This window comes from Sedimenticola selenatireducens (genome assembly GCF_007625115.1).
Lineage (GTDB): Bacteria > Pseudomonadota > Gammaproteobacteria > Chromatiales > Chromatiaceae > Sedimenticola > Sedimenticola selenatireducens_A.
In genome coordinates this window covers 187,960-207,248 of record NZ_VMNH01000005.1, presented here as the reverse complement: position 1 = coordinate 207,248, position 19,289 = coordinate 187,960, and the positions used below count along the sequence as shown (strand labels likewise).

Below are 19,289 nucleotides of genomic sequence, written 5' to 3'. Positions count from 1 at the left end.
GGAAATCATGCCATCATAAACGCTCTGTGTCCTCACTTGAGAGGATTATGGTTGTTAGCCGTGTACTCGTGCGTGGTTGCAATCACATGCGCAGATTAGCGGAAGCTGTCTGATCTGCATTTTGACACTACGTAAATTACTTGGAGACGGATATGTCATCACCTCAACTCGGCCAGAAGGTCAAAGTTCACTATACCGGTACACTGGAAGATGGTACTCAGTTTGATTCATCAGCAGGGCGTGAGCCGCTGGAATTTACCCTGGGTCAAGGGCAGGTGATTCCGGGTTTCGAGCAGGCCATTGAAGCGATGCAGGTCGGTGAAACCAAGACGATAAATATTCCGGCTGACCAAGCCTATGGTGAACATCAACCAGAGCTGGTACAGCAAGTGGAACGTGAGCAGATTCCGGCTGAGATTGAGTTGGCGCTGGGCGTCCAGTTACAGGCGCAAGGTCCAGATGGCCAGGTTTTTCGCCTGACTGTAATCGAGTTGGATGAAGCCGTAGCAACGCTGGATGGCAATCACCCGCTTGCAGGCAAGGCGCTTACTTTTGAGTTGGAACTGGTAGAGGTTGCCGCCTAATTTATGCTATTTCCTGATTACCAAGGCGGCAGTATCGCCAATCTGATGTCCTCCATTGCGCTTGCAATGGGGGGCTGGGAGTCCGGTTATGTGCCACTGGCTGGGTTAGACAGTGAACGGCTGGGCGGCGTGCGCAACCTGGTGTTGCTGGTGGTGGATGGACTGGGCTATCAGTACCTCAAGGATCAGGCACCCGATTCGACCCTGTTCCACAATACTGTTGGTTCAATCACGTCGGTCTGTCCCTCGACTACGGCTTCGGCGATCCCCACTTTCCTGAGTGGGCTGCCACCGCAGCAGCATGGACTGACCGGCTGGTTTACCTATTTTGCTGAAGTCGGCTCGGTTTTGACCATACTGCCCTACACCACCCGGTTGGGTCGTATGCCGATTGATGAGCGAATATTGCATCCGCGCCAACTCAGCGGTGTTACGCCCATCTATGATCGCCTGTCAGCAGAGAGTCATCTGGTGATTCCGGACTGGATAGCTGGATCAACCTTTAATCGCGCCTTTACTGGGCAGGGCAAGATCCGCCCCTACCGGGGTGGTATGCAGGGGATGTTCAAGGGGATACAAGGTGCCGTGAATTCGGCTAAGGGACGTAATTTTATTTATGCTTACTGGCCTGAATTTGACAGCCTCGCACACGAGCATGGTGTGGGAAGCAGCGAGGTGGCCGTGCATCTGAAGACGCTCGACCAGGCCTTTGCCCATATGACGGAGCGTCTCAGAGGAACCGACACCCTGGTGCTGGTAACCGCCGACCATGGCTTTGTCGATACCGAGCCTGAGCATACTCTGCGGCTGTCAGATCACCCGGTGCTTGCCGATACCCTAATGATGCCGTTGTGTGGTGAGCCCCGGTTGGCGTTCTGTTATGTGCATCCTGATCGGAAGGACGCGTTTGAATCCTACGTCAACCAGGAGTTAGGTGAGGCGACCACCCTGTTTTCCAGTGAACAGCTCCTCGCAGAGGGGGTGTTTGGCTTGGGGGAGCCCCACCCCCGGTTGCATGATCGAATTGGTCACTATGCCCTGGTCATGAAGCAGAACTATATCCTGACGAGCGAAATGCCGGGAGAGCGGCCGCTCAGTCATATCGGTGTGCATGGCGGCCTGTCGTCCAATGAGATGCACGTTCCCCTGATCAGTATGGACCTTACCTATGATTGTTGATCTTGCTCAACTGAGTACTACGGATACCTATTTTGCCATGACCCAGGCGATCATCCCTCGGCCTATTGCCTGGGTGTTGAGCGAAAACCCAGAGGGTGACTTCAATCTGGCACCCTTCTCCTATTTCAACGCCGTCTGCAGCGATCCGCCGCTGATAATGCTTTCGCTGGGCAAGAAGCCGGATGGCACTCCTAAAGATACCCGGGTCAATATCGAGGCACGTTCCTCTTTTGTGGTGCATCTGCCCAGTGTGGAGCAGATCAATCAGGTGAATGAGAGCTCGGCAACCCTGCCGGCCGGTTTATCCGAAGTGAACACGCTGGGCCTTGAGCTTGCGGATTTCCCTGGCTCCCGTTTACCAAGGCTGGCGGATTGTCGTCTGGCGATGGCCTGTGAGTTATACGAGGTGAAAGAGCTGGGCCCTGTCCCGCAGGCACTGATCTTTGGCCGCCTGACGCATCTCTATATCGATGATACAGTCGCAGAAACGGACGCAAAGGGTCGACTCAAGATTCATGCTGACAGACTCAATCCACTCGGCCGGTTGGGTGCCAGGGAATATTTTGCTGGTGGCGAGATCATTACTCTGGTCAGGCCCGATTAATCTGCAGAATTAATGAGTTGTGTCGATATAGTCATTATAGGCCGGTATCGGGCCTACCCGATTGCTGACACCAAATGCTAGGAAAAAGCGATGAAGGATCTACAGGCGCTGAGAGAGAAGCTCTCCTGCCTTGATGTTGAGTTGTTGGAGATGGTTGCCCGTCGTCAGGCGATTGTGGCTGAAATTGGTCGGGTTAAATCATCTGCCGGCAAGGGCACTCGTGACTATGCGCGGGAAAAAGATGTGTTGAATCTTGCCAGACAGACGGCACGTCGCGTAGGTGTGGATGAGGATATCGGCGAAGAGATGTTCCGTCTATTGATTAGGGCTTCATTGGCCGCACAGGAGTTGGATAAAGTCACCTCTGAGAAGACTGGTAGTGGTAAGCGCGCACTGGTGATAGGGGGAGCCGGCCAGATGGGGCAGTGGTTTGTGCGTTTTTTGTCTGCACAGGGCTACAGCGTTGAGATCTGTGATCCCAAAGGAGGCGCATCAGGTTATCGCTGTTACGGTTCTTTGGGTGATACCGATCTTAGCCAAGATATGATCGTGATTGCCACGCCCATCAAAGAGACTCGAATATTGCTGGATGAGCTGGCTGTCAGAAGGCCTGACGGGATTATTTTTGATATCAGTTCGCTCAAAGGGCCACTGGACCCTGCGCTGCATAATCTCGTGGCAGCGGGTTGTCGTGTAACGTCTATCCATCCCATGTTTGGACCTGATACGGAGCTACTGTCAGGGCGCAACGTGGTGTTTGTGGATCTGGGTGTTGCAGAGGCGACAGCCGCCGTACGGGAACTGTTTAACTCAACGATGGCCGAGCAGGTTAGCATGTCACTGGATGATCATGACCATGCCATGGCTTACGTGCTGGGACTTTCGCATGCGGTCAACATTGCTTTCTTTAATGCGCTCTCTCAGAGCGGTGAACAGGCGGAAGGATTGGCCAAATTCTCCAGCAGCACCTTTGATGCGCAGATGGATGTAGCCAGTCACGTGGCAGAAGAGAATCCCTATCTCTATTTCGAAATCCAATCCTTGAATACGCACACCCCTCGGGCGTTGGTGACACTGTTGAATGCCGTGACCCAAGTGGCAGGTCGTGTCCTGGATGGCGATGAAAAAGGCTTTGTTGAGTTGATGGCGCAAGGAAAGGCCTTTCTGGCAAGGCGGCCAGAAGATAGGCCCTGATCAGGGAAACGCATCGATAAGATGGCTGGAGGTGAATGGTGAAGTTAAAGAATGCCCTGCTCGTTCCAATGGTAATTGGATTGGTCGCCTATGGCGGGGTGAAGGGCTATCTTTACTTTAAGGTCAAGCAGGGGCTGGATCGTATAGTCGCCCTGGCTGCACCTGTCGCAACCTTGAAATATGGTGCTATCGAGACCAGCCTGACAGGTGCTATATCCGTGGCTGACATTAAGGCTACACCGATCGGTGCGGCTACTGGAATGACGATAGATCAGGCAGAACTCAAAGGGCGCGGCGTGGCATTTCTGCTGGATGTGGCGGGTGGTTTTAACATGAATCAGCCACCCGAGCAGTTGCATCTTTCAGTAAGCCGCATGCGTATTCCAATGGGGAGTGATTATCTCGACGCCTTTGGATTGAAAGTGGCTGGCCAGCCGCATGCGATGTGTAGCCTGGGCGGCCTGCTAGCACAGACCGGTGTGGAGCAACTGGGCTTTCAACAGTTGGTAGCCGATGCGAGTTTACGCTACGACTATAGTCAGAGGGCCGGTGAAATCAATTTTGTCATGGACTATGCCATGGCGGGCCTTTCGAATTTCGGTATGGAGATGAGTATTAGCGGCGTTCCTCAGCCGGGAACGTTAGTCAGTGGGGCGATACCTCAAATAAAACAGATGATCGTCCGTTACCAAGTGGATCAGGGCTATACACAGCGTGTCATTGAGTCCTGTGCCAAACAAGCAGGGCAAGACAGGTCTTCGTTTGTCAGTGCGCTGTTCAATCAGGAACCTGGTTATTTTGTAAAGAATATTGGGTTTGTGCCTGGTGAGGGTATCCGGTTTACCTTGCGACACTTATTGACTCAGCCTGGCGAGTTGCGCATCACGCTGTCGCCCGAGGGGGCCATTGATCCGGGGATCTTGTCGGCCTATAAACCACAGGATCTGCTGCGGGTTTTAGGAGTTAATGCCAGTATCAATGGGCAACCTGTTTCGGATCTCAGTTTTACCCTCCCTGAGGGCGGTGAAAAGCTGGCATCACTGTTTGGTGACGGGGTTGCGCTTGGTCCAGAAAAGGGTGTGCAAGGTCAAGCAAAGGGTAGTTCAGCCGTTAAGCTGGTAAGGACCCGCTATATTGCCACCCCCGTGGGAGAGCTACAGCGCTATATCGGTCGCGATGTGCGGGTTTTTGCTGCGGACAGGGATGAGCCGCAACAAGGTGTACTGGTTGCGATGAAAAATGGCCAGCTGGATCTGGAGCAGCGGTTGCATGGGGGAAAAATGACGCTCTATATTCAGGCCAGCAAAATTGAACGTGTAGAGGTACTCAGGCGAGTAGCGGCGGCGTTGGCCGAATAGTCGCGATGCCAGATGGCTGCTCTCCATAGCTTTAACGTCAAGACCTAAAGGTCTTGCCCAACGCTTACCCGCCAGAAGGCAGGGATTCATTATGTTGCGAGGTGCTTTGCAGGATGCAGAAAGACCCAGCTCGATAGGACGGTTGAGGAGACTGCTGTGCGCGCTGTTGTTACTCTGTCTGCCCACGCTCTGTTTAAGCCAGGCAGCATCAGAGAGTGGTTCAGGGGTAACGGATTCTTCACCTTTCTCATCTGACGATCTTGCCTTTATTGCGGCCCAGCCGGCGTTACGTGTCCATAATGAAACCGATTGGCCTCCGTTTAATTTCAGTCAGAATGGGCGGCCTGAAGGTTACTCCATCGATTACATGAATTTGCTGGCGGAGAAGACAGGTCTCCGTGTGGAGTATGTTACCGGGCCCAGCTGGGATGAGTTCATGCAGATGATTCATGCCAAGAAGATCGATGTGATGCTGAATATTGTCAGCACCGAGGCGCGCCGCGAATTCCTGGCCTTTACCGACGCATACCTGATAGCAGCAGCCAGCATCTATACACGCAAAGATGGCGCTGTTGTAAAGGGTATTGACGATCTGCGTGGCAAGACGGTAGTGATTCCCAAGGGTTTCTTCTGGCAGGAGTTGCTGGAGCGTTATTATCCGGATATCAAGTTGCTGCTGGTGAGGGATAGTCTGGAGTGTCTTGAAGCCGTAGCCTTTGGGCGGGCGGATGCGACTGTCGGCATGGTCGGTGTACTTGATTACCTGCTACAGAAAAACTTTATTCCCAATCTTGTGCTGGCAGCGCAAGTGCGGGATGAGCGCTTTTCCAGCATCATGCGCTTGGCCGTAAATAAGGAAAATCAACGGCTGAGGGATATCTTGCAAAAGGGGATGACGCTGATCACAGAGGAGGAGTTGGTTGCTATCCAACGCCGTTGGGGTGCACGAGATACTGTTCCCAGAATGGAGCTGAGTCAGGAAGAGCGCCTTTTTCTCCGGGAGAATCCGGTAATACGAGCCCATGTGGAGCAGGATTATAGTCCTTTCCTTTATCTCAAAGAGGGGCGTGTGACCGGATATGCGGTCGACTATGCTAACCTGCTTGCAGATAAGATAGGGATAGAGATTCACTATGACGTAGGGCAGAGCCGTGAAGTGGCGATTGCCCAACTGAAAGCGCGTCGAATTGAGTTGATTGTAGCAATGGCTGGGGGGGAGCAGCACAGTGCTTATGCCCGTTTTACCCAGCCGTTTCTCTCCACTTATACCGGCGTGGCTATTCGCAAGGAGTTGCAGGGTGTCTCGGGATTGGATGCGCTGAGGACGATGCGGGTCGCGACCATTAAAGGCTATCGCTATGCGTCACTCCTGAAACTTCGCTTTCCCAAGATGCAGCTAAAGGCCTATGACAATCATCTTATTGCATTAGAGGCGGTGGCATCTGGAGAGGTGGACGCCGCCATTATGTCACACCCGGTAATGCGTAGTCTGATACAGCAGAACTTCCTGTCTGATCTGAAGACTTTTCCTGTACAGAATGACAATGCCTTGAAACGATCGGATGAGGGTTTGGCGGTGCGCAGTGACCGGCCGATTCTGCATGAATTGCTGGATCGTGCGATCACCCAGGTAACGCAGGATGAGGTTGATCGGCTCAAGCGGAAATGGAATTTGGAGCTGCAAGGCGGGAACCTCTCGGATGTCGCTTTCTCTGATCGTGAGCGGGCCTATCTGAAACAGCGCAAGCTGATTAGAATGTGCGTCACCCCAAACTGGATGCCCTATGAAGCGATCAACAAACAGGGGCGACTGGTGGGCATGACGGCTGATTTTGTCGCGCTGCTGGAAGCCCGGCTGGATACTCGCTGGGAACTGGTGCCGACCGCTACCTGGGATGAGTCCCTGGCAAATGCCAAAGCACGTAACTGTGATGTTCTCACGCTGGCTGCACAAACCCCAGCGCGTGAGGCGTTTCTCCGTTTTACTGCGCCTTACATCAATTTCCCCTCTGTCATTGCTACCCGGACCGAAGAGCTGTTTGTTGAAAACATCGCACAGGTCAAGGATCGACGACTGGGTGTTGTGAAGGGCTACGCCATTGGTAAGACGCTGCGGCAGCGCTATCCGGACCTCAATCTAGTGGAGGTAGATAGTATACAGGATGGCCTGGAGCGTGTGCGCTCCAAGGCTATCTATGGCTTTGTTGATTCCGCTCCAACTATTGGGTATGCGATCCGTGAGTTGGGTTATCCAGACATAAAGATTGCGGGTAAGACTGAGTTTATACGTGAGCTGAGCATGGCTGTGCGAAATGATGATTCCCTGCTCTACTCTGTTATTGATAAGGCGGTACGTGCGACAACAGTAGAAGAGCGGCAAAAGATCTATTCCAAGTGGATATCTGTGGAGTATGTATCAAGCGTTAACTACCTGCTGATTGGCCAGATACTACTGGGTGTTCTTCTCGTGTTGGCCTTTTTTATCTATCAGAACCGTCGTCTTGCCCGATTCAACCGGGATATCCAGATGGCAAATGCTGAGGCGGCGAAAAAAAATCAGCTGCTGCTGGAGAAAACCAAAGAGCTGGAGCAGTTGTCGATTACTGATCGGCTGACCCAAGTCTACAATCGAATCTGGCTTGAAGAGGTTTTCAGTCAAGAGATCCGGCGGGCCCAGCGCTACGGACTGAGTTTCTCCGTTATCATGCTGGATATCGATGATTTCAAACGGATCAATGATCAATTTGGACACCCGGTGGGTGATAAGGTGCTGGTGGAGATATCGAGAGTGTTGAAGACAGGTATTCGGGCCACCGATACGCTCGGTCGCTGGGGCGGCGAAGAGTTTCTGATTATCTGCCCGGAGACGGATGTGGAGGGTGCTTTCCAATTGGCCCAGTCACTGCGCGAACGGGTCTCCATACACTCTTTTCCAGCTGCCGAGCAGTTGACGGCGAGTTTTGGCGTGGCCGTTTATCAATCGGGTGAGCGTGAGAACGATTTGGTTCGGCGAGCAGATGAGGCACTCTACAGAGCCAAATCGGCGGGTAAAAACCGGGTTGAGGTGTCGGTTGGGACAGTATAAACAGTCACTGTTTTGGTGGATGTGCGATGAGCATTAATCTTTATTACGTCCACGACCCCATGTGTTCCTGGTGCTGGGCTTTCCGGCCGGTATATGGACAGATCATCGACGCGTTGCCGGCTCAGGTAAAGGTGAAAACGCTACTAGGTGGATTGGCCCCGGATAGTGATGAGCCAATGCCGCAGGAGATGAGAGTGTTCCTTCAGGATACCTGGAAAAAGATTGCCGAACGGGTACCTGGCACGCACTTTAATTTTGATTTCTGGACCCGGTGTCAGCCCCGACGGTCGACCTACCCCGCCTGCCGTGCTGTGATCGCGGCACGGCTACAGGGAGGCCGCCATGAGCCTGTCATGATCAGGGCGATACAGGAGGCGTATTATCTGCGTGCCATGAATCCTTCTGATGATGAAACCCTTGTCTTACTCGCCAGTGAGCTTGGGTTGAACCGGGAGGCGTTCGCTTTGGCGCTGAATAATAGTGAGACTCAACGGCAGCTTGAGCAGGAGATTGCCCAAGGTCGATCGATTGGGGCCGAAGGTTTTCCTTCACTGATACTGGAATGTGCGGGTAGCTATCACCGTCTTCGTTACAGCTATACCGATCCGACACTGGTCGTGGCGCAGGTTAATGAATTGATCCGCCAGCCTTAAAAGCGGATAGCCGCTGCCGCTTTGGGATCATCAATAAACCGGTTCCGGGTTCCCTGATATTTTTCGATCAGATTGTTCCGTCTGCGCTCTTCATCATCCGGCGGGTCTTCCCTATTCCATTTTTTCATCAACTCTCCCTGGCGTTTATAGAGAGAGAGTCCGTAAGTATCAACCATATAGAGCATGGCGCGGGCAATGTTTCCGCGACTGGCTGGTCTCGGTTCCACGGCTCGTTGACGAGGATGAAATTCAAAGTCACAGCGGCCAAAATCCCGATGTTCACCTGGAATCATGGCAAAAGGAAAACTGCTACGAACCTTGTTGATATCAGCGAGCGCGGGATAGAGGTTATGCATGTCCGCTTCGATCTGATTGAAGCGTTGGCTACTTTCCCGGCACAACTTTCTGCTGCGACAGCCCTGATCCCGCATGGCCCAGGCCATTGGGAAGACGTGTTCAATATTGATGCTGCGTCCATGGTATGAGCCAAACTTCTCCCCGCAATAGAGTGTTTCACCGCCCTTTGGATAAATTCGCTCCCAAAAGACAGGGAGGGCTTCAAAGTACTCTTTAAAAACTTGCTGGCCGCCGGCCTGAAGTGGCGCCGAAAAATGGATGAGGAGTAAACAGAAAAGGGCGTGGGTGCTCGTTTTTTTCATGGGTCTAACCAGTGATGAATGGGTTCATTCCCGGGGTGAGTACTGCCGGTACTTCGACTCACTCCAGGTCGTAAGGTTCGGATTAGGAGTAGTTAATGTATTCTCTGAGATAGGTCGCCTCGACGGTAATGTCTTTTAGGCGAGCCTTGACCAGATCACCGATAGAGATCATGCCGATGGGGGTATCGTTGTCGAGCACAGGGATATGTCTGAAACGGTGTTCAGTCATGAGGCTCATAGCTTCTTCAACGGTGGTGGCTGGACTTGCGACAATCAATTTGTGGGTCATGGCGTCATTGATGACGGCGCCTTCCAGTTTGCCTTTGCTGGATGAGCAGAAACGTAAAATGTCACGTTCCGTTGCGATGCCATGCAATGACCCATCTTCCGCTTTGACCAGCAGGGCACCCACTTTGTGGTCACACATGGTGTTGATAGCCTCCAGCAGATCCATCGTTGCTGGGATGGTGATAACGCCACCGGGCTTTTTTTGTAATACATCGTTTAATGTCATCACTGCGTCCTCCTTTGGCTTTTGGCGAGCCCGGACATGATTGGGTGTCTCAGGTCGGGCCGGGTTCCTCTTAAGTAAAACAGAAAATCCCCGTCTCTGCGATGTTTGCTTCTCGTGGATTCGCTGGGGGAATGGCGCTATAGTTATCTAACGTCCTGTAATTCATGGAATAATTATCGATCAGTCTGGAGTGTGGGTTGATGGGGGATGCTGTATGGCGTTGATACCGCGAAAGGATCTTAACAGCTCTACATTGGTGGGCATTGTTACAGGGATGGTGCTGATCATTCTTTCGGTGCTGCTATCAGCAGAAGAGCCTGGGGTCTTTCTCAATCTGCCCGGTTTACTGATCGTCATTGGCGGCACGATCGCGGCCACCTTTATCAGTTATCCCATGAAGGAGTTGCGACAAGTCTACCGCAGCTTCCGCGTGATCTGGCGACATCATGATTTTCCGGTGGATCGTGAGATTGAAGAGATCGTGCGGGTATCCATCTTGTTGGGGCATGGCAAGCTGGCGGCCATTGAAGATGCGATGGCACGCATCAACAATCCTTTTCTACGTACGGGCATACAGCTCGTGATCGATCGTATTCCTACCAGTGATATCGATGCCCTGCTCAAGTGGCGTATCTTCAAGTTACGCCGTCAGGAGTGGGGTGAGGCGCAGGTCTTTCGCTCTATGGCTACCTTTGCTCCTGCCTTCGGTATGGCAGGTACACTGCTTGGACTGGTGAATATGCTGCAGGCGATGGATGGCGCTGATTTTAAAGTGATCGGTCTGAATCTGGGTATTGCCCTTACCACCACGCTCTACGGTATTATCTTGGCAAACCTGCTACTCAAACCCGTGGCCATCAAGTTAGAGCGCCGGACAGAGCAGCGAGTGATGTTGATGTATATGGTGTTGGAAGGGATCAGTATGCTCGGGCAAAAGCGCAGTCCCAGTTTTATTCGTGAGACCCTGAACTCCTTTGTGGCACAGTATGAGGATGAGATTCACTCCCCTTCATTGGAAGAGATTGAGGAGCGTGTTGAGGCTGAGACTGTAGAAGTGCCCCCGCCTGAGCGCGAGGAGCGGCGTTGAAAGAGCGTCGACGCGCCCATCTTCCTCCCCCTCCACAATGGGAGGAGGAGCCGCTGCCGGACGATAGTGATGGCGGCTGGTTGATCATCTACCTGGATGTGATGACCCTGATGCTCAGTCTGTTTGTGCTGTTGCTGGCCTACTCGACCTATTCGGAAGAGGACTACAAGGTTCTGACCCGAACGCTCTCCAACCCTGTAGCCGTCAGGGGGCAGGTCACGGCACCGGTTGAACCGGTACTGCAGCGTAAGAACCAGGAGGCTGCAATAGATAAACCTGCGGAGATAGCGTCAGAGCGGCAGATGGAGGAGCAGTTTCGCAGTGCCCTGCAGAGCCAGGGCCTAGCCGATTCTATAGAGGTTACGGTATCGGCCAACCAGGTTAATATCCAGATCCGTGAGAGTATTCTGTTTCAGTTGGGTCGCGCAGAGTTGACTGCGGAGGGAGAGGGGGTGTTGGTAAAGCTGGTGCCGCTCTTGTCCAGTGCGGGTGATCATACCCTGTCGATTGAAGGGCATACTGATTCAAGTCCGATTGCCACACCGCAGTTCCCTTCCAACTGGGAGTTGTCGGCGCAGCGTGCAACGGGTGTATTACGGTTTCTGCTGAGTCAAGGGATAGCCTCGGAGCGTATGCGGGCGGTAGGGTATGCGGATACCCAGCCCCTATCCGATAATGAGACCGAAGAGGGGCGTGCGCGCAATCGCCGGGTGTCGTTAGTGCTGCATCTTCCTGGGGATGAGTAGGCTCAGAAGACGTCTTTGAGAATGTCCAGAATCAAACCGGTGGCCGTTTCGATCAGGAGTACATCATTATCCACAACGACGCGCTGTTGTCCGTGACGTCTGGGCGGCAAAAGTTTATCCAGCCCATCCGGAAGGTCGCGTTTTTCGAGGCCCGGTGGCAGGCGTCCATTGCGCTCCAGTTGTTTGGCCAGGCCGGGAGGAAGTGACTCACGCTTGGCCAGTCCAGGTGGCATGCCTTTCTGTTTTTTAGGTTTTTTTCCTGACTTTTTATGATCTGCAACCGGTTTACCAAATCGGCCCCGGTAGTACTCTTCAATGGTGTTTTTTTCGATTTCGCTGAAGATCGCGCCGATGAGTTCGCCGCTCGTGCCTGCCTGTGAAATTACGGGCAAGGTTAGGAAGGTGGTTAAGCAAGCGGCGAGTATTAGACGCTGTGACAAGTACTTCATGGGAATTTACTGCCTTTCTGTGAGATCAGTTTGTCGGTTGAGCATAACACCAAAAAATGCACCCATGCTTACTGTGATTTCGGCGTCGCTTGGGGGTACTGATTCAAAAGATCATCATAGGCATCAAATCCAATGACCTTGCGTAGCTCGGCAAAAGGCAGCAGGTTGCCGGCATCCTTTCCCGCTTTTAAGGTGATCAGGGCTTCCTGCATCGCTTGTACTGCACTGCTGAGTAGGGTGAGCGGATAGGCCGCTATCTTATAGCCAAGGGCTTCGAGCTCTGCGGGTGGTAGTAGTGGCGTGTCGCCCTGCTCTACCATGTTCGCCATTTTATACCCTGGTATGGTGGTGCAGAACTGTTGCATCTCTTCACGGCTGTGTGGGGCTTCCAGGAATATGATATCCGCGCCGAGGTCCGCAAAGGCCTGGCAACGCCAGAGTGCCTCTTGCATGCCGTGATCGTGTCGTGCATCGGTGCGCGCCATGATCAGGATATCGCTTCCGGATTCCCGCTCATCCACAGCGGCCTTGATTCGAGTCAGTGCATCTTGGCGGCTGACCACCTGCTTGCCGCGGGTGTGGCCGCAGCGTTTGGGGCTCTCCTGGTCTTCAATCATGGCGCAGGCAAATCCGGCTGCGGCATAGCCTGCTATGGTTCGTCTGACGTTCATGGCATTGCCGTAACCGGTATCCGCATCACCAATAACGGGGATGGAGACGGCTGCGCAAATATTGCGCCCTTGATCAAGCATCTCGCCGTACGAGATCAGGCCCGTGTCCGGCATGCCGAGGCGTGCGGCGGAGGTTGCAAAGCCACTCATGAAGGTGAGAGGGAAGCCGGCCTGCTCAATGAGGCGGGCACTCAGTCCATCAAAACAGCAGGGCATGGTAATCAGTCCGGGCGTGTTGAGCAGATGGCGCAGCTGGTCGGTTGCGGAGGTGTTTGCGGGCATATTGGTAGTCCGGTGGTGAGGATAAGTCGGTAGTAACGGTGAAAAAATTCTCTGGGTAATTATCTTTGCTATATTTTTACAGGACAAGAAGTGTTGGGGATTGATTAAAACTATTTAAAACCGTCTCTGTTTTTGGGAACATGGTGCTGATTTTTCCTTCTCTCGGTTTACAGAGAAAAAGAGTGATTGCAAAGTAATTCGCAGTTATTAGGGAATACCATAAAATATCCGGTTTATTTGAAAATAATCCAAGTAAATAAGCATTTAGCTGTTTCTTTTTCCTTTACGTAAACGTAATCTATGCGAAGCAATTAACATCTGGGCATGGTCTGAGGTTGCCTCAGGCTGAGTAATTACCACCAACAGTGGAAGAGACTTATGAGCTACGAAGAGATCTATGCACGTTCAATGGAAGATCCTGAAGGTTTTTGGGGAGAGCAGGCCGCAGCCATCGACTGGCATAAGCCATTTGATAAGGTACTCGATGAGAGTAATAAGCCCTTCTATCGCTGGTTTACCGGCGGTGAACTGAATACCTGCTACAACGCCCTTGATCGTCACGTCGATAATGGACGTGCTGATCAGGCTGCATTGATCTATGACAGCCCGGTTACGGGTACACAGCAAACTTATAGTTTTAGCGAGCTGCGTGATGCCGTTGCAAAGTTCGCGGGCGTACTGCGTGACCAGGGTGTGGTCAAGGGTGATCGGGTTATTGTCTATATGCCCATGATTCCAGAGGCAGCCATCGCCATGCTGGCCTGTGCGCGCATTGGCGCAATCCACTCGGTAGTGTTTGGCGGTTTTGCTTCCAAAGAGCTGGCGACCCGAATTGATGATGCCAAGCCAAAGGTGATGGTTTCAGCTTCGTGTGGTATCGAAGGCAGTCGGGTGATCGAATATAAGCCGTTGTTAGATGAAGCGATTGAGCTCTCCGTTCATAAGCCGGAGCATACCGTGATCTACCAGCGTCCACAGGCAACTGCTTCCATGCAGGAGGGTCGTGACGTGGATTGGGCGTCGGCTGCCGCTGTCGCAACCCCTGCTGATTGCGTCCCTGTGGCGGCTACTGATCCGCTCTATATCCTCTACACCTCGGGCACCACTGGTATACCCAAGGGCGTGGTGCGCGACAATGGTGGTCATGCCGTTGCCATGAAGTGGAGCATGAAGAATATCTACAACGTCGATCCGGGTGATGTGTTCTGGGCGGCGTCTGATGTGGGCTGGGTGGTTGGACACTCCTATATCGTCTATGCACCCCTGTTGCAGGGTGCAACCACCATTCTCTTTGAGGGCAAGCCCATTGGAACGCCCGATCCTGGCGCTTTCTGGCGTGTGATCTCAGAGCATAAGGTGAAAACCCTGTTTACCGCGCCGACCGCATTCCGTGCTATCCGCCGTGAAGACCCGGAAGCGGATTACCTGAAGAAATACGACATGTCCGGTTTTGAGGCACTGTTCCTCGCGGGTGAGCGTTGTGACCCGGATACCCTGGAGTGGGCACAGAAACAGCTCGCAGTACCGGTAATTGATCACTGGTGGCAGACGGAAACCGGTTGGGGCATTGCGGCCAACTGTCTGGGTATCGAAGAGTTGCCGGTTAAGCCGGGTTCTCCCACGGTCTGCGTCCCGGGCTATGATGTACGTATCCTGGATGAAAACGGTAATGAAGAAGCCGCCGGCGAGATCGGCCGTATCATGATCAAGCTGCCGATGCCTCCCGGTTGTCTCCCGACTCTTTGGCAGAATGATGACCGTTTTGTTGAGTCCTACCTGAGTGCCACCGAAGGTTATTATCTGACCGGTGATGCAGGCTATAAAGATGCAGACGGCTATCTCTGGATCATGAGTCGTATTGACGACATCATCAACGTGGCGGGCCATCGCCTATCAACGGGCGGTATGGAAGAGGTGTTGGCCTCTCACCCTGATGTAGCTGAATGTGGTGTCATTGGTGCGGCTGATCAGCTTAAAGGCGAACTTCCCGTAGGGCTGGTGGTCCTCAAGGCCGGTGCCAATCGATCAGAAGAAGAAGTGGTTGCCGAGTTGGTTGCGTTAGTGCGCCAGAAGATTGGTCCAGTGGCGGCCTTCAAGAAAGTAGTGGTCGTTGAGCGTCTGCCGAAGACCCGCTCGGGAAAGATTCTTCGCGGTACCATGAAGAAAATCGCCGATGGCCAGGAATACAAGATGCCGGCCACCATTGATGATCCAGTAATCTTAGATGAGATCACTGAGGCATTGATTCGTATCGGCTACGCCCAGAAGCACTGATTTTCAATCGAGTCGTGTTTTAACGTTCCGGCAGGTTCGCCTGCCGGTGGACAATGAAGCAGGGGTGCCTTGCACCTCTGTTCGGGAGTGATTTGCCATGGCCGATAAGCCAAAACCAACCCTGGAAGACTGGAAAAAACAGGCGGAAAAAGAGCTGCGTGGACGCCCGTTAGAGTCTCTGGATTGGCATACCCCTGAGGGTATTAGCATCAAGCCACTGTATACTGCAGAAGATGTTGCTGGTTTGGAGAGTGGTGACAGTCTGCCTGGTTTTTCCCCTTATCTCAGAGGTCCCCGCGCGACGATGTATGCGGGTCGTCCCTGGACGGTTCGCCAGTATGCGGGCTTTTCTACAGCCGAAGAGTCCAATGCCTTTTACAAGCGTAATCTGGCGGCCGGCCAGCAGGGTCTGTCGGTGGCGTTTGACCTGGCCACCCATCGCGGTTATGACTCCGATCACCCCCGGGTGCTGGGTGATGTGGGTAAGGCCGGTGTGGCCATCGATTCTGTTGAAGATATGAAGATCCTTTTCGACAGTATCCCGCTGGATAAAGTATCCGTCTCCATGACCATGAACGGTGCGGTGTTACCCGTGATGGCAAGCTACATTGTTGCCGCAGAAGAGCAGGGTGTTTCGCCCGAGCAGCTGGCGGGTACGTTGCAGAATGACATCCTGAAAGAGTTCATGGTGCGCAATACCTATATCTATCCACCTGAACCCTCCATGCGTATTGTCGCGGATATCATCGCCTATACAGCCGAGTTCATGCCCAAGTTTAATTCGATTTCGATCTCTGGCTACCATATGCAGGAAGCCGGATCGACCCTGGTACAGGAGTTGGCATTCACTATTGCCGATGGTTTGGAGTATGTCCGGGCGGCCCTGGCCAAAGGCTTGGATGTGGATCAGTTTGCCCCGCGTTTGTCATTTTTCTTCGCCATTGGCATGAACTTCTTCATGGAAGCCTCCAAGCTACGTGCTGCACGTCTGCTCTGGGCCGAGCTGATGGAGAAGCATTTTCAGCCGAAGGATGAGCGCTCCAAGATGTTACGCACACACTGCCAGACATCCGGCGTCAGCCTGACCGCGAAAGACCCCTATAATAATGTGATGCGTACCACCATCGAAGCGATGGCGGCTGTCCTGGGTGGCACCCAGTCCCTGCATACCAACGCCTTTGATGAGGCGCTCGCCCTGCCGACCGATAACTCGGCGCGCATTGCTCGCAACACCCAGCTGGTGATTCAGGAAGAGACCGGTATCACCAAGGTAGTCGATCCACTTGCGGGTTCCTACTATGTCGAGAGCCTGACCAATTCCATGGTTGAAGAGGCGCGCAAGCTGATTGATGAAGTGGAAGCGCTGGGTGGTATGACCAAGGCCGTTGAGTCGGGTATGCCGAAGCTGCGTATCGAAGAGGCGGCGGCTCTGCGCCAGGCTCGTATTGATCGCGGTGAAGAGGTGATTGTCGGCGTCAATAAATATCAGCTGGCCGAAGAGCCTGAGATTGATGTACTGGATATCGATAACACCGCTGTGCGTGTGTCACAGGTGGCACGTCTGCAGCGTATTCGTGCCAATCGGGATGAGGCCGCACACAAGGCGGCGTTGGTTGCGCTGACTCAGGCCGCCAAAGAGGGGAGCGGCAATCTGTTGGCATTGGCGGTAGATGCTGCCCGTGCCCGTGCTACGGTAGGCGAGATCTCGGATGCACTGGAGACTGTCTACAATCGTCACAAGGCGATTACCCGTTCGGTCTCTGGCGTCTACGGTTCCGCCTATGGCGGGGATGAAGGATTCAATCAGATCAAACAAGAGATTGCTGCGTTTGCAGAGGAGCAGGGACGGCGTCCGCGCATGCTGGTGGTCAAGATGGGCCAGGACGGGCATGATCGTGGAGCGAAGGTGATTGCCACCGCTTATGCTGACTTGGGCTTTGATGTGGATATAGGTCCCATGTTCCAGACACCGGAAGAGGCGGCAAGGCAGGCGGCCGAGAACGATGTCCATGTAGTGGGCGTCTCTTCACTGGCAGCAGGGCATAAGACCCTGGTCCCGGCATTGATCAAAGCGCTGAAGGAAGAGGGCGCAGAAGATATTCTGGTGGTGTGTGGGGGCGTGATCCCCCCGCAGGATTATCCAGCCTTGATGGATATGGGCGTGGCGGCGGTCTATGGTCCGGGCACCAATATACCGGCATCTGCCGCCGAGATGTTGTCGCTGATACGTCGGCGCCAAGGTGACTGATTAACAAGAATAAACCCCTCCCTGATTTTGGGAGGTGTCAGGTGGCGCAGGCCACTGTCCAAGCTTGAGGAGAGTTTCATGCAAGATATGATTAGCCGGCTCGATGAGAAGCGTGCTGCCGCAGTTAATGGGGGTGGAGAAAAGCGCATCCAAAGCCAGCATGCCAAGGGCAAGCTGACCGCGCGTGAGCGTATCGAACTGTTCCTGGATCCTGGCTCGTTTGAAGAGTGGGATATGTTCGTTGAGCATGGCTGCACAGAATTTGGCATGGAGAGGCAGAAGATCCCAGGTGATGGGGTTGTGACGGGCTACGGCACGGTCAGCGGTCGACTGGTGTTTGTATTCAGCCAGGATTTCACGGTATTCGGCGGCTCTCTCTCTGGGGCCCATGCACAAAAGATCTGCAAGGTGATGGATCACGCCATGAAGGTCGGTGCGCCGGTGATTGGTTTGAACGACTCCGGTGGTGCCCGTATCCAGGAAGGTGTTGAATCATTGGCGGGCTATGCAGATGTGTTCCAGCGCAACGTACTGGCTTCCGGCGTGGTGCCGCAGATCTCCATGATCATGGGTCCCTGTGCCGGTGGCGCAGTATACTCGCCCTCCATGACGGACTTCATCTTCATGGTGAAGGACACCTCCTACATGTTTGTGACAGGTCCAGACGTGGTCAAGACCGTGACTCACGAGACGGTTACGGCGGAAGAGTTGGGTGGTGCGGTTACCCATACCACCAAGTCGGGTGTGGCCGACCTGGCGTTTGAAAATGATGTCGAGGCACTGCTGATGCTGCGTCGTTTCGTCAACTTCCTGCCCGCGAATAATCGGCAGCTACCGCCTGTCTGGCCAACAGATGATCCGGCGGATCGCAAGATTCCGTCACTGGATACGCTGATCCCGACCGATCCAAACAAGCCCTATGACATGATGGAGCTGATCAAAAAAATCGTTGACGACAACGACTTTTTTGAGATTCAGCCAGGCTACGCCGGCAATATCCTGACCGGCTTTGGCCGTATGGAAGGCTCCACGGTGGGTATCGTCGCCAATCAGCCGATGGTCCTGGCGGGCTGTCTTGATATCGATTCATCCAAGAAGGCCGCCCGTTTTGTGCGTTTCTGTGATGCCTTCAATATTCCCGTGGTGACCCTGGTGGATGTCCCTGGATTCCTGCCGGGAACCAGCCAGGAGTACGGCGGCATCATCAAGCATGGTGCCAAGCTGCTGTACGCCTATGCTGAGGCCACCGTGCCAAAGATTACCGTGATTACCCGCAAGGCCTATGGTGGTGCCTATGATGTGATGGCCTCCAAGCATCTGCGCGGTGACGTGAATCTGGCGTGGCCGACTGCAGAGATCGCTGTGATGGGTCCAAAGGGTGCGGTAGAGATCATCTTCCGCCAGGACCTGGGGAACCAGGAGAAGATTAGCGCACGCACGGATGAGTACCGCGAGAAGTTTGCCAACCCGTTTGTGGCGGGTAGCCGCGGTTTTATTGATGATGTCATCATGCCGCACAGTACCCGTAAACGTATCTGCCGCTCGCTTGCCATGCTGAAAGACAAGGAGCTGGAAAATCCCTGGCGCAAGCACGGCAACATTCCGTTGTAGGCAAGTAGGGTGGGCACGCTGTTTGTGCCCACGCAGATGCGGCAACAGGCCGATACCGCGTGGGCACCGACGACGTGCCCACCCTACGGGT

16 protein-coding genes are annotated in these 19,289 nt (G+C 53.6%); 12 read left to right on the top strand and 4 right to left on the bottom strand.

The annotated features are described in order from the left end of the window. Nucleotides 1-152 precede the first annotated feature (152 nt). The 7 genes from FHP88_RS04785 (at nt 153) to FHP88_RS04755 (ending at nt 8,657) form a co-directional block, all read left to right on the top strand. Complete coding sequence (locus FHP88_RS04785) at nt 153-584, top strand: FKBP-type peptidyl-prolyl cis-trans isomerase (RefSeq protein WP_144357873.1); 432 nt, start codon at nt 153-155, stop codon at nt 582-584. Nucleotides 585-587: 3 nt separating this feature from the next. Further along, nucleotides 588-1,763, top strand: coding sequence for an alkaline phosphatase family protein (locus tag FHP88_RS04780; RefSeq protein ID WP_144357872.1), 1,176 nt, complete (start codon nt 588-590; stop codon nt 1,761-1,763). Further along, a complete protein-coding gene (locus FHP88_RS04775) occupies nt 1,753-2,367 on the top strand; it encodes a flavin reductase family protein (protein WP_144357871.1) in 615 nt (204 codons plus the stop codon). The genes FHP88_RS04780 and FHP88_RS04775 overlap by 11 nt, the downstream gene beginning before the upstream one ends. Before the next feature lie 90 nt (nt 2,368-2,457). Next, nucleotides 2,458-3,561: a prephenate dehydrogenase/arogenate dehydrogenase family protein gene (locus FHP88_RS04770; protein ID WP_144357870.1), complete on the top strand. Its 1,104-nt coding sequence runs from the start codon at nt 2,458-2,460 to the stop codon at nt 3,559-3,561. A gap of 35 nt (nt 3,562-3,596) precedes the next feature. Next, nucleotides 3,597-4,919, top strand: coding sequence for a hypothetical protein (locus tag FHP88_RS04765; RefSeq protein WP_144357869.1), 1,323 nt, complete (start codon nt 3,597-3,599; stop codon nt 4,917-4,919). A 91-nt stretch (nt 4,920-5,010) separates the two neighbouring features. Next, nucleotides 5,011-8,004 (top strand): transporter substrate-binding domain-containing protein, encoded by a 2,994-nt coding sequence (locus tag FHP88_RS04760; protein WP_144357868.1) that lies wholly within the window; start codon nt 5,011-5,013, stop codon nt 8,002-8,004. 26 nt (nt 8,005-8,030) lie between these two features. Next, nucleotides 8,031-8,657 (top strand): DsbA family protein, encoded by a 627-nt coding sequence (locus FHP88_RS04755; RefSeq protein WP_144357867.1) that lies wholly within the window; start codon nt 8,031-8,033, stop codon nt 8,655-8,657. Here the strand turns inward: FHP88_RS04755 and FHP88_RS04750 are convergent. Both FHP88_RS04750 and FHP88_RS04745 read right to left on the bottom strand, forming a co-directional pair. Further along, complete coding sequence (locus FHP88_RS04750; RefSeq protein ID WP_144357866.1) at nt 8,654-9,316, bottom strand: endonuclease I family protein; 663 nt, start codon at nt 9,314-9,316, stop codon at nt 8,654-8,656. The two genes, FHP88_RS04755 and FHP88_RS04750, sit on opposite strands and share 4 nt — an antisense overlap. A gap of 82 nt (nt 9,317-9,398) precedes the next feature. Continuing rightward, nucleotides 9,399-9,830 (bottom strand): CBS domain-containing protein, encoded by a 432-nt coding sequence (locus FHP88_RS04745; RefSeq protein ID WP_144357865.1) that lies wholly within the window; start codon nt 9,828-9,830, stop codon nt 9,399-9,401. A gap of 214 nt (nt 9,831-10,044) precedes the next feature. On the opposite strand from FHP88_RS04745, the gene FHP88_RS04740 reads away from it, so the two are divergent. Beyond that, nucleotides 10,045-10,917, top strand: a complete 873-nt coding sequence (locus FHP88_RS04740; protein ID WP_144357864.1) for a motility protein A — start codon at nt 10,045-10,047, stop codon at nt 10,915-10,917. Continuing rightward, entirely contained in the window at nt 10,914-11,663 is a 750-nt protein-coding gene (locus FHP88_RS04735; RefSeq protein WP_260843161.1) for an OmpA/MotB family protein, read from the top strand. Before FHP88_RS04740 ends, FHP88_RS04735 begins: the two co-directional genes overlap by 4 nt. A 2-nt stretch (nt 11,664-11,665) precedes the next feature. Here the strand turns inward: FHP88_RS04735 and FHP88_RS04730 are convergent, their stop codons facing one another. Then, entirely contained in the window at nt 11,666-12,112 is a 447-nt protein-coding gene (locus tag FHP88_RS04730) for a hypothetical protein (RefSeq protein ID WP_144357863.1), read from the bottom strand. 68 nt (nt 12,113-12,180) lie between these two features. After that, nucleotides 12,181-13,065 (bottom strand): isocitrate lyase/PEP mutase family protein, encoded by an 885-nt coding sequence (locus tag FHP88_RS04725; RefSeq protein WP_144357862.1) that lies wholly within the window; start codon nt 13,063-13,065, stop codon nt 12,181-12,183. 378 nt (nt 13,066-13,443) lie between these two features. Between FHP88_RS04725 and FHP88_RS04720 the strand changes: the two genes are divergently transcribed. The 3 genes from FHP88_RS04720 to FHP88_RS04710 all read left to right on the top strand — a co-directional run bounded on the left by FHP88_RS04720 (nt 13,444) and on the right by FHP88_RS04710 (nt 19,198). Beyond that, entirely contained in the window at nt 13,444-15,339 is a 1,896-nt protein-coding gene (locus tag FHP88_RS04720; protein WP_144357861.1) for a propionyl-CoA synthetase, read from the top strand. A 97-nt stretch (nt 15,340-15,436) separates the two neighbouring features. After that, the gene (gene scpA / locus FHP88_RS04715; RefSeq protein ID WP_144357860.1) at nt 15,437-17,587 is read left to right on the top strand and encodes a methylmalonyl-CoA mutase; all 2,151 of its coding nucleotides are present in this window, start codon (nt 15,437-15,439) and stop codon (nt 17,585-17,587) included. A gap of 78 nt (nt 17,588-17,665) precedes the next feature. Continuing rightward, nucleotides 17,666-19,198, top strand: a complete 1,533-nt coding sequence (locus FHP88_RS04710) for an acyl-CoA carboxylase subunit beta (protein ID WP_144357859.1) — start codon at nt 17,666-17,668, stop codon at nt 19,196-19,198. The last annotated feature ends 91 nt before the right edge of the window (nt 19,199-19,289 follow it).

Excerpts from the sequence above, each read along its gene's own strand:
- FHP88_RS04785 (WP_144357873.1), top strand. The coding sequence starts at position 153 with ATGTCATCACCTCAACTCGGCCAGAAGGTCAAAGTTCACTATACCGGT.
- FHP88_RS04780 (WP_144357872.1), top strand. The coding sequence starts at position 588 with ATGCTATTTCCTGATTACCAAGGCGGCAGTATCGCCAATCTGATGTCC.
- FHP88_RS04775 (WP_144357871.1), top strand. The coding sequence starts at position 1,753 with ATGATTGTTGATCTTGCTCAACTGAGTACTACGGATACCTATTTTGCC.
- FHP88_RS04770 (WP_144357870.1), top strand. The coding sequence starts at position 2,458 with ATGAAGGATCTACAGGCGCTGAGAGAGAAGCTCTCCTGCCTTGATGTT.
- FHP88_RS04765 (WP_144357869.1), top strand. The coding sequence starts at position 3,597 with ATGGTGAAGTTAAAGAATGCCCTGCTCGTTCCAATGGTAATTGGATTG.
- FHP88_RS04760 (WP_144357868.1), top strand. The coding sequence starts at position 5,011 with ATGTTGCGAGGTGCTTTGCAGGATGCAGAAAGACCCAGCTCGATAGGA.
- FHP88_RS04755 (WP_144357867.1), top strand. The coding sequence starts at position 8,031 with ATGAGCATTAATCTTTATTACGTCCACGACCCCATGTGTTCCTGGTGC.
- FHP88_RS04750 (WP_144357866.1), bottom strand. The coding sequence starts at position 9,316 with ATGAAAAAAACGAGCACCCACGCCCTTTTCTGTTTACTCCTCATCCAT.
- FHP88_RS04745 (WP_144357865.1), bottom strand. The coding sequence starts at position 9,830 with ATGACATTAAACGATGTATTACAAAAAAAGCCCGGTGGCGTTATCACC.
- FHP88_RS04740 (WP_144357864.1), top strand. The coding sequence starts at position 10,045 with ATGGCGTTGATACCGCGAAAGGATCTTAACAGCTCTACATTGGTGGGC.
- FHP88_RS04730 (WP_144357863.1), bottom strand. The coding sequence starts at position 12,112 with ATGAAGTACTTGTCACAGCGTCTAATACTCGCCGCTTGCTTAACCACC.
- FHP88_RS04725 (WP_144357862.1), bottom strand. The coding sequence starts at position 13,065 with ATGCCCGCAAACACCTCCGCAACCGACCAGCTGCGCCATCTGCTCAAC.
- FHP88_RS04720 (WP_144357861.1), top strand. The coding sequence starts at position 13,444 with ATGAGCTACGAAGAGATCTATGCACGTTCAATGGAAGATCCTGAAGGT.
- scpA (WP_144357860.1), top strand. The coding sequence starts at position 15,437 with ATGGCCGATAAGCCAAAACCAACCCTGGAAGACTGGAAAAAACAGGCG.
- FHP88_RS04710 (WP_144357859.1), top strand. The coding sequence starts at position 17,666 with ATGCAAGATATGATTAGCCGGCTCGATGAGAAGCGTGCTGCCGCAGTT.